At 70.4% G+C, this 13638-nt stretch carries 13 protein-coding genes; 9 read left to right on the top strand and 4 right to left on the bottom strand.

The features are described 5' to 3' along the window. Positions 1-411 precede the first annotated feature (411 nt). Genes ACFWZ2_RS02120 through ACFWZ2_RS02110 form a run of 3 tightly spaced genes read left to right on the top strand, consistent with a single transcriptional unit; the run spans position 412 to position 3939 of the window. Positions 412-2016 carry a class I adenylate-forming enzyme family protein gene (locus ACFWZ2_RS02120; RefSeq protein ID WP_384540444.1) on the top strand — a complete coding sequence of 535 codons (1605 nt, stop codon included), beginning with the start codon at positions 412-414 and terminating at the stop codon, positions 2014-2016. Beyond that, the gene (locus ACFWZ2_RS02115; RefSeq protein WP_384540442.1) at positions 2013-2858 is read left to right on the top strand and encodes a 2-amino-3,7-dideoxy-D-threo-hept-6-ulosonate synthase; all 846 of its coding nucleotides are present in this window, start codon (positions 2013-2015) and stop codon (positions 2856-2858) included. Before ACFWZ2_RS02120 ends, ACFWZ2_RS02115 begins: the two co-directional genes overlap by 4 nt. Beyond that, a complete protein-coding gene (locus tag ACFWZ2_RS02110) occupies positions 2830-3939 on the top strand; it encodes a 3-dehydroquinate synthase II family protein (protein ID WP_384540440.1) in 1110 nt (369 codons plus the stop codon). Before ACFWZ2_RS02115 ends, ACFWZ2_RS02110 begins: the two co-directional genes overlap by 29 nt. Positions 3940-3993: 54 nt before the next feature. Here ACFWZ2_RS02110 and ACFWZ2_RS02105 read toward each other — a convergent pair whose 3' ends face one another. After that, positions 3994-4551 (bottom strand): DNA-binding response regulator, encoded by a 558-nt coding sequence (locus ACFWZ2_RS02105; protein ID WP_384540437.1) that lies wholly within the window; start codon positions 4549-4551, stop codon positions 3994-3996. Between the two features lie 390 nt (positions 4552-4941). Further along, entirely contained in the window at positions 4942-6069 is a 1128-nt protein-coding gene (locus ACFWZ2_RS02100; RefSeq protein ID WP_384540435.1) for a serine hydrolase domain-containing protein, read from the bottom strand. Between the two features lie 156 nt (positions 6070-6225). Between ACFWZ2_RS02100 and ACFWZ2_RS02095 the strand changes: the two genes are divergently transcribed. Beyond that, on the top strand, positions 6226-6885 hold the full coding sequence (locus ACFWZ2_RS02095; RefSeq protein WP_384540432.1) for a TetR/AcrR family transcriptional regulator: 660 nt from the start codon (positions 6226-6228) through the stop codon (positions 6883-6885). Positions 6886-7070: 185 nt separating this feature from the next. Here the strand turns inward: ACFWZ2_RS02095 and argG are convergent, their stop codons facing one another. Then, positions 7071-8519, bottom strand: coding sequence for an argininosuccinate synthase (gene argG / locus ACFWZ2_RS02090; RefSeq protein WP_384540429.1), 1449 nt, complete (start codon positions 8517-8519; stop codon positions 7071-7073). 107 nt (positions 8520-8626) lie between these two features. Between argG and ACFWZ2_RS02085 the strand changes: the two genes are divergently transcribed. Together ACFWZ2_RS02085 and ACFWZ2_RS02080 are read left to right on the top strand one after the other, a co-directional pair. Then, complete coding sequence (locus ACFWZ2_RS02085; protein ID WP_384540427.1) at positions 8627-9247, top strand: TOPRIM nucleotidyl transferase/hydrolase domain-containing protein; 621 nt, start codon at positions 8627-8629, stop codon at positions 9245-9247. Positions 9248-9364: 117 nt separating this feature from the next. Continuing rightward, the gene (locus ACFWZ2_RS02080) at positions 9365-9631 is read left to right on the top strand and encodes a hypothetical protein (protein WP_384540424.1); all 267 of its coding nucleotides are present in this window, start codon (positions 9365-9367) and stop codon (positions 9629-9631) included. Between the two features lie 32 nt (positions 9632-9663). Here ACFWZ2_RS02080 and ACFWZ2_RS02075 read toward each other — a convergent pair whose 3' ends face one another. After that, entirely contained in the window at positions 9664-10524 is an 861-nt protein-coding gene (locus ACFWZ2_RS02075; protein ID WP_384540422.1) for a DUF4239 domain-containing protein, read from the bottom strand. Between the two features lie 37 nt (positions 10525-10561). On the opposite strand from ACFWZ2_RS02075, the gene ACFWZ2_RS02070 reads away from it, so the two are divergent. The 3 genes from ACFWZ2_RS02070 to ACFWZ2_RS02060 all read left to right on the top strand — a co-directional run bounded on the left by ACFWZ2_RS02070 (position 10562) and on the right by ACFWZ2_RS02060 (position 13610). Then, positions 10562-11890 (top strand): enolase C-terminal domain-like protein, encoded by a 1329-nt coding sequence (locus ACFWZ2_RS02070; protein ID WP_384540419.1) that lies wholly within the window; start codon positions 10562-10564, stop codon positions 11888-11890. Between the two features lie 68 nt (positions 11891-11958). Beyond that, positions 11959-12279 (top strand): DUF6191 domain-containing protein, encoded by a 321-nt coding sequence (locus tag ACFWZ2_RS02065; RefSeq protein WP_384540416.1) that lies wholly within the window; start codon positions 11959-11961, stop codon positions 12277-12279. 170 nt (positions 12280-12449) lie between these two features. After that, on the top strand, positions 12450-13610 hold the full coding sequence (locus ACFWZ2_RS02060; protein WP_384540414.1) for a serine hydrolase domain-containing protein: 1161 nt from the start codon (positions 12450-12452) through the stop codon (positions 13608-13610). Positions 13611-13638 lie beyond the last annotated feature (28 nt).

The following is a 13638-nucleotide window of genomic DNA, read 5'->3' as shown; positions in this document are numbered from 1 at the left end:
GCGCCGTCGACTTCGAGGCGGACGTCGTCGCGGAAGGCGAGCCGAACGTCCGGGGAAGAGCGAGTGTTTCCTTGCCGCATACTGCTCCCTTTTCGCGCACTGCTTTCGCACACCGATTTCGTGTGCCGCTTTTCGCGCAGTGCCGTCGGATCGCAGCAACGGTAGGCATTGCCGAGGCGTCTCTGTCACCCCGTGACGACAGGTGTATGACATTCATCAGGTGACCGGTGACGGCAGTCACCGGGCGGCGCCGAATGACGCTTGTTGCGCACTCGATGATGAATGTCACGGCCATGCCCGACAGGGGTTGTCCCCTTCGCGGCGTACGGCGCAGCATGCGTGTGTTCCCGTATTTCCGCAACAGGCGGATACGGGTCGAACCACAGGCACACGCATGTCGATTGGACGGTCATGCCCTCCGCGAACCCTCCGCATGACCACTACGCGCAGCGCATCGTCGACGCGCTCCTGCGTGAACCGGAACGCGTCGTGATCCGTACGCCGGACACCGCGATCACCGCCCATGACTTCCTGGCCTCCGTGGCGGGAACGGCCGGGGCGCTGCGCCGCGCGGGTGCGACGCCCGACGACACCGTCGCGATCATGACGGAGCCCAACAGCCCTGCCCTGCTCGCCGCGCGCTACGCCGCGCATCTGCTCGGCGCGGCCGTCACCCACATCCGCTCCATGAACGCCCGCTCCGACAGGGAGAGTCTGTCGCGGGCCGCGCAGGCGGACGTGCTCAGGCGGACCGGCGCCCGGTTCCTCGCGGTGGACGCGGCCGACGCCGCGCGCGCGGAGCAACTCCGGGGCGACGTCGACGGGTTGACGCTGGTCGACGTCCCGTCACCCGGCGAGACGCCCCAGGCGGCGCACATCCCCACGGCCGCGCCCTACGCCCCCGACCGCCCCGCCGTCATTGACCTCACCAGCGGCACGGGCGGCGAACCCAAGCTCGTCCGGCGCTCGTTCCGGGCGCGCGGCGCACAGATCGACCTGTCGGCGGGGGCCGCACGGCCCGACCGCCCCCTGACCCTCCTCGCCGTCACCCCGATCAGCCACGCCACCGCCACCATGGTCGACTCCGTGCTCGCCCACGGCGGCACACTGGTGCTCCACCAGGACTTCGACCTGACCGCCGTGCTGCACGCGCTGACCCAACAGGACGTCACCGACGTGTACTTGGCGGTCCCGCACCTCTATCAGCTCCTCGACGAACCGGGCATCGAACGGCGCCACTTCCCTCAGCTGCGCCAGGTCCTCTACAGCGGGACGGCGGCCGCCCCGGCCCGGATCCAGCAGGCCGCCGACCTGTTCGGCGGCACGCTCACCCAGCTGTACGGCAGCACCGAGGCGGGCGGGATCTGCGCGATGACGCCCCTGGACCATCAGGAGCCCGAACTGCTCGGCTCCGTGGGCAGGCCCTTCCCCTGGGTGGGGATCGAGATCCGCGACCCGGACACCGGCGCCGAGGTGCCGCGCGGCGAGGTCGGCGAGATCTGTGTGCGCTCGCCCACGGTCATGGACGGCTACGTCGACGACGCCGCGCTCACCCGGAGCGTGCTGCGCGGCGACGGCATGCTGCGCACCGGGGACCTCGGCCACTGGGACCGGTACGGCTACCTCCATCTCGTGGACCGGATCGGGAGCATCGTCAAGAGCCACGGCCTGAAGCTGTATCCCGCCACGATCCAGCGCGTCCTGCAGTCCCACCCGCTGGTCGCCGACGCGGCCGTGTACGGCGTGCGCGACAGCGGATACGCCGAACACGTCCACGCGGCCGTGCAGTTGCGTACCCGGCCCGGACCGGTCGACGACCAGGCCGACCCGGACGTACGCAACGACCTGGACGCACGCAACGACCCGGACGTACTGAACGACCTGAAGTCCTACGTCGCCGCGGCGCTCTCCGACGCGCACGTGCCCGCCGCCCTCCACCTCTGGCCGGCGCTTCCGCTCAACGAGTCGGGAAAGCCCGACCTCGCCATCCTGCGAAACCGAAAGGGCGCATCATGACCTCGGCAGGACACTTCGCGCGGTCGCTGCGGCTGCGCCGGCTCTACCACCACGGCACGGCGGGCCTGATGGTCACGCCGCTCGACCACTCGATCAGCGACGGGCCCGTCATCGCCCGGGGCACCTCCATCGACGCGCTGGCCGGGCAGCTCGCGGCCGGCGGCGTGGACGCCGTCGTGGTCCACAAGGGCAGCGTGCGGCACATCCGCCCGGACCGCTTCGCCGACATGTCGCTGATCGTCCACCTCAACGCCAGTACGGCACAGGCGCCCGACCCCGACGCCAAGTACCTCGTCACCGGGGTCGAGGACGCCCTGCGCATCGGCGCCGACGCGGTCAGCGTGCACGTCAACCTCGGCTCGGACGACGAGCGTCGGCAGATCGCCGACCTCGGCAAGGTCGCGGACGCGTGCGACCGGTGGAACCTGCCGCTGCTGGCCATGATGTATCCGCGCGGCCCCCGCATCGCCGACCCGTACGACCCGGCCCTGATCGCCCACGCGGTGACGGTCGCCGTCGACCTCGGCGCCGACCTGGTCAAGACGTACTTCCCGGGGACCGTCCCCGACATGCTCGACCTCGCCGCGTCCTGTCCCGTGCCCGTCCTGGTAGCCGGGGGACCGGCGCGCGCGGACGAGGCGGCGGTCGTCGACTTCGCCGGCGCGGCGCTCGACGGCGGCGCGGGCGGGGTCGCGATGGGCCGCAACATCTTCAGGTCCGCCGACCCGCGGCGGCTCGCCGCGCAGGTGGCCCGCCTCGTTCACCGGCATCCCGCCGCGGAACTCGACCACACGATCAGGGGACAGCTCCACCATGACGGACAGCAAACTGTGCTGGCTTGACATCCGCACCGCGGGCACCGCGACGCCCGCCATCCTGGAGGAGGCGGTGCACCAGCGCATCGACGGCATCGTCACCGACGACCCGGCCCTCCTCGCCGATCTGCCGCCGACCGTGCGCAAGGTGCTCGTGCACCGCCCCGGGGGCGGCACGGAGGGCTTCGACGCGTCGGACCTGGTCCTGACCGGCGCCGACCCCACCGGGCGGGCCGAGCTGGTCAAGGCGTACCCGGGCGTCGAGTTCGGCCGGTACGTCGAGATCGTCGACGCCGACTCGCTCGACGTCGCCTGCGAGGCGGCGCGGACCGAGGAGTGGAGCCTGCTCGACTTCCGGGACCCCACGAAGATCCCGCTCGAGATCGTGCTCGCCGCCGCCGCGGGCGCCAAGGGCACCATCGTGACGATGGCCGCCGATGTCGAGGAGGCCCAGATCGTGTACGGCGTCCTGGAGTTGGGCTCGGACGGGGTGCTGATGCCCGCCAGGGCCGTCGGCGACGCCACCGCGCTGCGGCGTGCGGCCGGGTCGACGGCGGGTGCCATCGCCCTGGTGGAACTCGAGGTCACCGCCACCTCCCACATCGGCATGGGCGAGCGGGCCTGCGTGGACACGTGCAGCTATCTCGGCAAGGACGAGGGGATCCTGGTGGGGTCCCACTCCAAGGGCATGATCCTCTGCGTCAGTGAGACGCATCCGCTGCCGTACATGCCGACGAGGCCCTTCCGGGTCAACGCGGGGGCCATCCACTCGTACACGATCGCCGACCAGGGCCGTACGCATTACCTGAGCGAACTCACCGCGGGCAGCAAGGTCCTCGCCGTCGACACCCAGGGCAGGACGCGGGTGGTGAGCGTGGGCCGGGTGAAGATCGAGACCCGCCCGCTGATCTCCGTGGACGCGGTGGCGCCCGACGGCCGCACGGTGAACCTCATCCTCCAGGACGACTGGCATGTGCGGGTGCTCGGACCGGGAGGTGCGGTCCTCAACAGCACCGAACTCGCCCCGGGGGACAAGGTGTTGGGCCACATGCCCCTCGCCGACCGGCATGTCGGCTATCCCATCGACGAGTTCTGCCGCGAGCAGTGAGGCACGTCCCTCGGTCCGGGGCGTCGTCGTCCGCCCCGGACCGGGAACCGTGGCTCAGATCCAGGACTGCTCCCTGGCGATCCGCACGGCGTCGTACCTGTTGCGGGCCTCCAGCTTCTTGATCGCGGCCGAGGCCAGATTGCGGATGGTCCCCGCGGAGAGGAACAGGTTCTGCGACATCTCCTTCACCGAGGCCCCCGACGCGGTCAGCCGCAGCACATCCGCCTCGCGTTCGGTCAACGGGCCGCCGGGACCGCCCGCGAGCAGCCGCGGGTCCATGATCACGTGGCCCGCGGCGGCCGCGCGCACCGACTCGACGAGCGTGCGCAGTCCCGCCGACTTCGGCACGATGCTGAGCACGCCCGCCTTGAGCGCACGGTCGACGAACACCCGGGTCGGCATGTCAACGGTCAACGCCACCCCGCAGGTTGGGCGCACCCGTCTCACCTCGGCGGCCAGCGCGACGGCGTCCTCGTCGAGGCGTTCGGTGTCCACCAGGGCGAGCGCGGGGGCCCGGTCCGTGACCGCGGCGATGAAGTCATGACGGTCGCCCACCACGGGGGCCACACTCAGCCCGGCCACATGCCGCAGTGACTCGGCGAGGGTCTCCACGGTCAGCTGACACCGGCCGGTTATGACGACGTGACTTTCCAATGTGCTGCCCCCGTTGAGCTGTGGTGAGTTGGTGCCGCCGTGCGCACCTGATGGATCTTGTGTAAGTACGCCAGCATATGCACCTTATGCACGTTTCCTTCATAAGTGATCTCTCGCGGGCAAACTTGGGAAAGTCTTTCCGTGCCGCGAGGCGTGAAGTCGCCGTACGTGCATGCCTGATCGCGGCAGGCTCCCGGCCTGCCGATCGGGCTGCGGCGCGTCGGGGCGGCCCCAGTGGCTTGAATTCTACAGCAGTGTAGATTCTGCGAAAGTCGGGGACGCCGTGCGCTCAACGGGGAAGAGCGGCAACCGACTTGGCCCACGTCGCAGCAGCCCGTGGGGGTCCGCTCAGCCGTACATCGCCACCCGGTACAGCGCCGCGAGCGCCTCGTCGATGGGGTGGGGCTGCGGCGTGCCCGAGGCGTCGAGCCTGTGCCACCTCTGCAGGTTCACCGCGACCGCCAGCTGCCGCCGGCCGTCGGCGCGGATCATGGCAAGCGCTCCGCCGCCCCAGACCGTGCCGCCGTGGCCCCAGAAGGTGTCCTGGCCGGGAGCCTCCATCGGGTACAGGCCGAGGGCGTAGCCGATCAGCTTCTCCTCCTGGGAGATGATCGGGACGGTGCGCCGCATCTGCGCCAGCGACGACGGGTTGACGATCTTCCCGGCCAGCAGCATCCGGTAGAAGCGGTTGAGGTCCGCGACGGTCGAGACCAGCGAGGCCGAAGGGCCCACGAACGACATGTCGTAGACGCTGAAGTCGCGCGGCGGGTCGATCGTGCCGAACCATGCCTCGTAGAGCCGCGAGTGCGGCCCGTCGATGTGCGGCTCCGTGGGGAATCCGGTGTCCCGGAGCCCGGCGCGCTCGATGACGTTCCGGGTGATGCACTGCTCCGCCGTCATGTCGGTGACCTCTTCCAGGAGTTGGGCGAGGAGCAGGTAGTTGGTGTTGGAGTACAGCCCTGGAGTGCCGCCCGGGGTGCCGACGGGAGGTGCGGTGACCCCCATCTCGATCAGCTCGATGGGGTCGAACCGCGTGAACCGGTGCTCGTCCAGGCTCTCGGGCCGGGTGTCCGCGGGGGAGGGGAACCCCTTGAGCGACGGATAGGCGTAGGGCAGGTACTCGGGGAGTCCGCTGGTGTGGTTGATCAGCATCCGGACCGTGATCGCGTCGCCGCGCTCCCCGGGAACCAGCTTCGGCAGGTACCGGCCGATCGGTGCGTCGAGACCGATCCGGCCGCTCTCGGCCTGCTGCAGGACGGCGGCGGCGGTGAAGGTCTTGGTGATGCTGCCGACGCGGTGCCGCAGGTCGGCGGTGACGGGGCGGCCGGTGTCGACATCGGCGACCCCCGCGGCGCCGCTCCAGACCTGGTCGCCGTCCCGCACCTCGGCGAACAGGCCCGGTACACCGGCGCGATGGACGTTCTCGACGGCCTCGTCCAGCGCCGCGGAATCCAGTGAGGTCAGTGGGTTCGTCACGTCATGCGTCCTCTCGTCTCCCCCCGAGGCATGCTCTTGCCCTCATTATGCACGCGGTGCGTGCATCACCAAGTGCATAGTCGGGTGCATTGCTGGGCGCACCGTCGGGTGCCTGGGTTAGGGTGAGATCGGGAAAGACCCGGTGAGAGGGGCGAAATGGCAGGCCGAAGGCGCTGGACGACCGACGAGATCCTGGACGCGGCGGCGGAGTTGCTGCGCACGAGCGACGCGGATTCGTTCAGCGTGCGCAAGCTGGCCGTGGCCCTCGGGACCGATTCCTCCAGCCTCTACCGGCACTTCCGCAGCAAGACCGAACTGCTGCGGGCGGTCGCCGACCGGGTCCTGCTCGCCGCCATGGAGGGCCACCGCCCCGAGGGCGACTGGAAGCAGCGCATCACGGCCCTGGCCTTGTGTGCGCGTGACGCCTTCGGGCAGCAGCCCCAACTCGCGGCGGTCTGGGGGCGGTACGCGTCGAGTGGTGCCGGTTCCCGTCTCGTCATGGAAGAGGTGCTGCAGGCGCTGCGCGCGGCGGGGCTGCCCGACGAGAAGATCCCCGTGCGCTACCACCGGCTCGTGGTCCTCATCGCCGCGCTGATCGCCTCCGAGGCCGGGGTCAGCACCATCACCCCCGAGGAGTACGAGCAGGGCATGGAGCTGTTCCGTGTCGCGGTCCTGGGCGCCGACCCCGAACGCTTCCCCGCCCTGGCCCACTTCGCCCGCGACGTCCGCCCCCTCGGCGTGGACCGCCGCGCCGCGTTCGAGGAGATCCTCGCCGCCCAACTCGCCCAGATCGAGGCCGAGATCGACCCGACCTGAGCGGTGCCCCGAAGGGGTGCGGGGAGCTGCGCGACCGGCCACGAAGTATCCGCAGACGTAGTCCGTTGTCCCGCGGGGTGCTGAGCCGCACGGCACGGATGGGCCACGCCCGGAAACGGGAAGACCCCGTGCCCGGCATGTCGGGCACGGGGCCATCACCGTGGGGACGGTGGCGCATGCGCCGCTCAGTCGGTGCCGGACTCCATCGCGGCGCGGTCCAGGAGCTCGTCGTCGCCGGAGACCTCGCCGCGGGACGCGATGGCCTCGGCGCCGCCCTCCGGCATGGTGCCGATCAGGCCGGTCGCCGCGGCCTGGGCGGCGCCGATCAGTTCGGGGTGGGTGGTGCCCACGATGCCGAGGCCCGCGTACTGCTCGAGCCGGGCGCGTGAGTCGGCGATGTCGAGGTTGCGCATGGTGAGCTGGCCGATCCGGTCGACCGGGCCGAACGCCGAGTCCTCGGTCCGCTCCATAGACAGCTTGTCCGGGTGGTAGCTGAACGCCGGGCCCGTGGTGTCGAGGATCGAGTAGTCCTCGCCGCGCCGCAGCCGCAGCGTCACCTCGCCGGTGACCGCCGAACCGACCCACCGCTGCAGCGACTCGCGGACCATCAGCGCCTGCGGGTCCAGCCAGCGGCCCTCGTACATCAGCCGCCCGAGGCGCCGACCCTCGTTGTGGTACTGGGCGAGGGTGTCCTCGTTGTGGATCGCGTTGACGAGCCGCTCGTACGCGGCGTGCAGCAGGGCCATGCCGGGCGCCTCGTAGATGCCGCGGCTCTTCGCCTCGATGATCCGGTTCTCGATCTGGTCCGACATGCCGAGGCCGTGCCGTCCGCCGATCGCGTTCGCCTCCATCACCAGGTCGACGGCGGTGGCGAACTTCGTGCCGTTGATCGTCACCGGGCGGCCCTGCTCGAAGCCGATGGTGACGTCCTCGGCGGCGATCTCCACTGAGGGGTCCCAGAACCGCACGCCCATGATCGGGCTCACGGTCTCCACGCCGGTGTCGAGGTGTTCGAGGGTCTTCGCCTCGTGGGTGGCGCCCCAGATGTTGGCGTCGGTGGAGTACGCCTTCTCGGTGCTGTCGCGGTAGGGCAGGTCGTGGGCGACCAGCCACTCCGACATCTCCTTGCGGCCGCCGAGCTCGGTCACGAAGTCGGCGTCGAGCCACGGCTTGTAGATCCGCAGCTGGGGGTTGGCGAGCAGGCCGTAGCGGTAGAACCGCTCGATGTCGTTGCCCTTGAACGTCGAGCCGTCGCCCCAGATCTGGACGTCGTCCTCGAGCATCGCCCGGACGAGGAGGGTGCCGGTGACGGCCCGGCCCAGGGGAGTGGTGTTGAAGTAGGCGCGGCCGCCGGAGCGGATGTGGAACGCGCCGCAGGCCAGCGCGGCAAGGCCCTCCTCGACCAGTGCCGCTCGGCAGTCGACCAGGCGCGCGACCTCGGCGCCGTAGGACTTGGCGCGACCGGGCACCGACGCGATGTCGGGCTCGTCGTACTGGCCGATGTCGGCGGTGTAGGTGCACGGGACGGCACCCTTGTCGCGCATCCACGCGACCGCGACGGAGGTGTCGAGGCCGCCGGAGAAAGCGATGCCGACGCGCTCGCCGGTGGGCAGGGAGGTGAGAACCTTGGACATGGGAAGAGTATGTATCGAAGCGCATGATTATGCAAGCCGGGTCCGTCGGCGGACACGAGTGTCGAAAATTGAGTGCCGTACCGTCGGCGGCCGTTCAGACTCGCCCCATGGCGGACATGCGAGCGTTCCGGGACGAGGTCATACGGTGGGCGGCCGGTGGCCCCGGCGAGACGGCGGGTGAGCTGGCCGCGCAGGTGGGGGTGCGGACGGCCGTGCTCCTGGAGGGGCCGAGTGATCTGGCGGCCGTCGACGCGCTCGCCGCCCGGCGCGGCAGGGACCTGGCCGCCGAAGGCGTCTGCGTGGTGCCGATGGGCGGGGCGATGAGCGTCGGCCGCTACGCCGGTCTCCTCGGACCGACCGGCCTCGGCCTGCGCCTCGCGGGGCTGTGCGACGTACGCGAACAGGGCTTCTACGACCGGGGCCTGGAGCGGGCGGGGGCCTCGCGCGAGGACGTCTTCGTCTGCGCCGCCGACCTGGAGGACGAACTCATCCGCGCCCTCGGCGCGGCACGGGTCGAGGAGATCGTCGAGACCGAGGGCGACCTCCGCGCCTGGCGGACCCTGCTGCGTCAGCCCGCCCACCACGGCAGGCCCAGGGAACAGTCGCTGCGGCGCTTCCTCGGCACGAAGAAGGGCCGCAAGATTCGCTACGGCCACCTCCTGGTCGAGGCCCTCGGCCCCGACCAGGTCCCGGCCCCGCTCGACGGCCTCTTCGCGAGCCTGTCTTGAGACGTCGTTGAGGTTCGGGTGCGACTTCAAATGTTTCCCGATGGGATGGTCAACTCGGCCATGGAACAGGGCGGTTCGGGAACTCTCTCCCCGTTGATGCGACCCGGGGGAGGACACATGGCAGAGGCCGACGCGGGATCGGTGCAGCGGTGCGGTGCGGCTCATGAGGAGGATCGGACGCCCTGCGAGGGGCCGTTGATGGCGGCGACGATCGTCACCCGTGACGGAGAGGAGATCACCGGATGCGTCAGGCACAGCGCGCGACGGCTCGCGAGCCTTCCGCAGGCCAGGCTGCACCCGCTGTGCTGCCTGTCGCCCTGGGCGGTGGCGATCTACTGCCAGGCGGCGACCCTGCCCCCGTTCGCCTGGGAGGCGGGGCTCTGAACGGTCGCGGTGAGGCCCGTGCGACCGTACGGCTAGTTCAGTGATCTGATCCGGTCCAGGGCGAGTTCGAAGGCCGTGGGGCTGACCTTCAGGGGGCCGCTGAAGGGGTAGTTGAACTCATAGACGATCAGCAGCATCACGCCCACGGTGGCCGAGAGGGAGAAGACGACCCCGGCGTGCGCGCGCACGCTGTCCATGCCGAAGAGCTGTGCGAAGCCGATGGTGACCAGGGCGCCCACGAGGAGTGCCACCCACAGCAGGGTGGGCACTCCCGCGGTCGCCGCCTCGTTCACGCGTTCCCTGCGGGCGTCGCCGAGCGACGCGACGGCGTCGAGCGCGCCCTGGTAGCGGGCCGCGTCGGCGTCGCCCGTCGGCTCCTGGGTGTTGACGAGTTCCCGGATGGCGGTGAACTCCCGCCAGGCGGCGGGGTCGTCGTGCTGCCGCGCGAGGAGCGGCCACTCGTGGCGGATGACGGTCTCGGTGTACTGCTCGACGAGCCCGCCGAGCCGGTCCCTGTCGGGCTGCGGGAGGCTGCGGGCGTACCAGGTCAGCTGGAGCAGGGCGTTGGTCTCCGTGTATGTGTTCTCATGGGCCTGCGCGCGGGTGTCCCACACGCCGACGACGACCATGGCGAGCACGACGGCATAGATCACCCCGATCTCCGCGTAGACGAAACCCAGTACGTCGTTGTGGGCCTTGCGCTTCTCGACGGGGACGACGCGGACGACGGCGAGCAGCACACCCGTCAGGGCCACGGCGCCGAGCAGGACCAGCAGACTTCCGATGAGCGGCACCACAGCAGTGTCCAGGGCGACGGCGACGGTGATCCATTCCCCGGGAGAGTGATCGGGCCATTGACCCGCCAGGTCCGCCGACTTAGCCTCCATCTGCATACATAGACAGCATTCGCATACAGGGACTTCGACCAGAATGAGCCAGCCGATCGTCACCCGCTTCGCGGTCTATCCCGTGGCCGGCCGCGACTGCATGGAGTTGAACCTCTCCGGCGCGCACGGCCCGTACTTCACCCGCAACGTCGTCGTACTCGAAGACTCCGAAGGCCGTACGGGACTGGGGGAGGTGCCCGGCGGCGAGAAGATCACGCAGACGCTCCGCGACGCCGAACCCCTCGTCGTCGGCGCGCGGTTGGGCGACCACAAGCGCGTCCTGCGCGCGATCGGCGACCGGTTTGCCGACCGCGACTCCGGTGGCCGCGGCGCCCAGACCTTCGACCTGCGCACCACGGTGCACGCGGTCACGGCCGTCGAGTCGGCGCTGCTCGACCTGCTCGGCCAGCACCTCGACGTGCCGGTCGCCGCACTCCTCGGGGACGGTCAACAACGCGATTCCGTACGGGTGTTGGGCTATCTCTTCTACGTCGGCGACCCCGGCCGCACCGACCTGGAGTACGTCCGTGAACCCGAGGCGGACGTCGACTGGTACCGCCTGCGGCACGAGGAGGCCCTCACGCCCGAAGCGATCGTGCGCCGGGCCGAGGCCGCCCACGACCTGTACGGCTTCCGCGACTTCAAGCTCAAGGGCGGCGTCCTCGCGGGCGCCGAGGAGGTCAAGGCCGTACAGGCGCTGAAGGACCGGTTCCCCGAGGCACGGATCACCCTCGACCCGAACGGCGCCTGGTCGCTGCGCGAGGCCGTCGAGCTGTGCGGTCCCCTCGCCGGCACGCTCGCCTACGCCGAGGACCCCTGCGGGGCGCAGGACGGCTACTCGGGGCGCGAGATCCTGGCCGAATTCCGCCGCGCCACCGGCCTCCCCACCGCGACCAACATGATCGCCACCGACTGGCGCCAGCTCACGCACGCCCTGGCCCTGCAGTCGGTCTCCATCCCGCTCGCCGACCCGCACTTCTGGACCATGCAGGGCTCGGTGCGCGTGGCCCAGCTGTGCAACGCGATGGGCCTGACCTGGGGCTGCCACTCCAACAACCACTTCGACATCTCACTGGCCATGATCACCCACTGCGGCGCCGCGGCCCCCGGCGACTACAACGCCCTCGACACCCACTGGATCTGGCAGGAGGGCCTGGAACGCCTGACGACCGCCCCGCCCCGCATCGTCGACGGCGAGATACCCGTCCCCGACGCCCCCGGCCTCGGCATCACCCTGGACATGGACCGCCTCCTCGCGGCCCACGACCTCTACCGGACCAAGGCCCTGGGCGCGAGGGACGACGCCATCGGCATGCGCTACCTGATCCCCGACTGGACCTTCGACGCCCACCGCCCCTGCCTGGTGCGCTGACCGGGCGCGCGGCCCACGGCGTACGACGGGAACGCGGACATACGACAGGGGGCGCGGATACTGGAGTCATGGAGTTCACCGTGTTCATGACCCTGCCCGGACTGGTCATCCTGCTGACCGTCATCGCCTTCGTGGACCAGCTGCTGCTCCGTGCCGGGCGTGCCGGGCTGCTGCCGTGGCGCAACAGCGCGCGGCAGGGCCAGATATCGGCGACCGGGTTCGAGCAGCTCCACGCGAGCTTCTCGCCCGGCAAACAGAACGAGCTCAAGGAACGCCAGTCGGCGCTGGTCCTGCGCGACGACGAGGAGGACGGGGCGCCGCCGCACCGGACATCCGTGGACCTCGAAGGAGGCGTCGCGGTGGTGCGGATGCCGCAGGCCGACCGGTAGCAGCTCCTCCACCGCCTTGGACAGCCATCCGGTACGCCCCTCTCAACCATGACGCCCCGTTTGCGGTCTCGGTCCACAAGCGGCCCTTCCGGAACGCGGCCCACCGCACCCGCAGTTGACACCGCGCCGCACGGGCAGGGGCCGACATGGACGACCGTGAGGGGCACGGAATGGCGTTACGGAAGAGCACACAGGTCGGCATGGCCGGGATCGCGGCGGCGGTACTGGCGGCCACCGCCCTCGCCGCACCCGCAGGGGCGGCGTCGGACACCTCGTCCGCGGCGACGGGCCACCGGGCCACGCAGCGCGCGATGGATGCGGCCGTGCGGGCGGGCATCCCCGGCATCACGGCCCAGGCGCGCGACTCCGCGGGGGTCTGGAAGGCCTCGTCGGGCGTCGGCGACCTGAACAGCGGTGCGCCGCGCGGCAAGGACGACAAGTTCCGCGTCGGCAGCATCACCAAGACGTTCGTGGCGACCGTCCTGCTCCAGATGGAGGCGGAGGGCAGACTCGACCTCGACGACACCGTGGAGACCCATCTGCCCGGCCTGGTGAAGGGCAACGGCAACGACGGCGGCAGGATCACCGTCCGGCAGCTGCTCAGCCACACCAGCGGTCTGTTCGACTACCTGTCCGACGAGGAGTACGCCAGGACATACCTGGGCGAGGGCTACCTCAAGCACCGCTACGACACGCTGCCGCCCGAGAAGCACGTGAAGGTGGCGCTCTCCCACAAGCCCCTGTTCGAGCCCGGCAGCAAGTTCTCGTACTCCAACACCAATTACATCCTGGCCGGTCTCATCGTCGAGAAGGTCGGCGGCCGGACGTACGAGAAGGAGGTCAGGGACCGCATCATCAAGCCGCTGGGCCTGAAGAACACCACCAACCCCGGCAACAGCGTCCACCTGCCACGGCCCAGCAGCCGCGGCTACGCCAAGCTGTTCGAGGCGAGCCCCGACCGGATCGACGACATCACCGAGATGAACGGGTCGCAGGGCTGGGCCGACGGCGACATCATCTCCACCGCGGGCGATCTGAACCGCTTCTACAGGGCCCTGCTGCGCGGCAAGCTCCTGCCGCCCGAGCAACTGAAGGCGATGAAGACCATCGCGGCCCCCGGGACCTCCACCACGTCCTACGGCCTCGGCCTCACCCGCTTCGACACGAGCTGCGGCACCACCCTCTGGGGCCACGGCGGCGGCATGGTCGGCTGGCTCTCCCTGGCCGTGACCACCGCGGACGGCCGCCATCAGCTCGCCTACAACTTCAACGGCGACTGGGACGCGGCGTCCATGCCCAAGATCATGGAAGCCGAGTTCTGCGGCAAGTAGCCACGAAGCACCCCCGGCCCCGCCATGC

Source organism: Streptomyces sp. NPDC059002 (assembly GCF_042740435.1).
Lineage (GTDB): Bacteria > Actinomycetota > Actinomycetes > Streptomycetales > Streptomycetaceae > Streptomyces.
This window is presented reverse-complemented; position numbering and strand designations above follow the sequence as displayed.

Bases quoted from the DNA above. Each gene is read 5' to 3' on its own strand.
- ACFWZ2_RS02110 (WP_384540440.1), top strand. From the start codon at position 2,830: ATGACGGACAGCAAACTGTGCTGGCTTGACATCCGCACCGCGGGCACC.
- ACFWZ2_RS02115 (WP_384540442.1), top strand. From the start codon at position 2,013: ATGACCTCGGCAGGACACTTCGCGCGGTCGCTGCGGCTGCGCCGGCTC.
- ACFWZ2_RS02085 (WP_384540427.1), top strand. From the start codon at position 8,627: ATGGCGGACATGCGAGCGTTCCGGGACGAGGTCATACGGTGGGCGGCC.
- ACFWZ2_RS02095 (WP_384540432.1), top strand. From the start codon at position 6,226: ATGGCAGGCCGAAGGCGCTGGACGACCGACGAGATCCTGGACGCGGCG.
- argG (WP_384540429.1), bottom strand. From the start codon at position 8,519: ATGTCCAAGGTTCTCACCTCCCTGCCCACCGGCGAGCGCGTCGGCATC.
- ACFWZ2_RS02060 (WP_384540414.1), top strand. From the start codon at position 12,450: ATGGCGTTACGGAAGAGCACACAGGTCGGCATGGCCGGGATCGCGGCG.
- ACFWZ2_RS02080 (WP_384540424.1), top strand. From the start codon at position 9,365: ATGGCAGAGGCCGACGCGGGATCGGTGCAGCGGTGCGGTGCGGCTCAT.
- ACFWZ2_RS02070 (WP_384540419.1), top strand. From the start codon at position 10,562: ATGAGCCAGCCGATCGTCACCCGCTTCGCGGTCTATCCCGTGGCCGGC.
- ACFWZ2_RS02120 (WP_384540444.1), top strand. From the start codon at position 412: ATGCCCTCCGCGAACCCTCCGCATGACCACTACGCGCAGCGCATCGTC.
- ACFWZ2_RS02075 (WP_384540422.1), bottom strand. From the start codon at position 10,524: ATGCAGATGGAGGCTAAGTCGGCGGACCTGGCGGGTCAATGGCCCGAT.
- ACFWZ2_RS02065 (WP_384540416.1), top strand. From the start codon at position 11,959: ATGGAGTTCACCGTGTTCATGACCCTGCCCGGACTGGTCATCCTGCTG.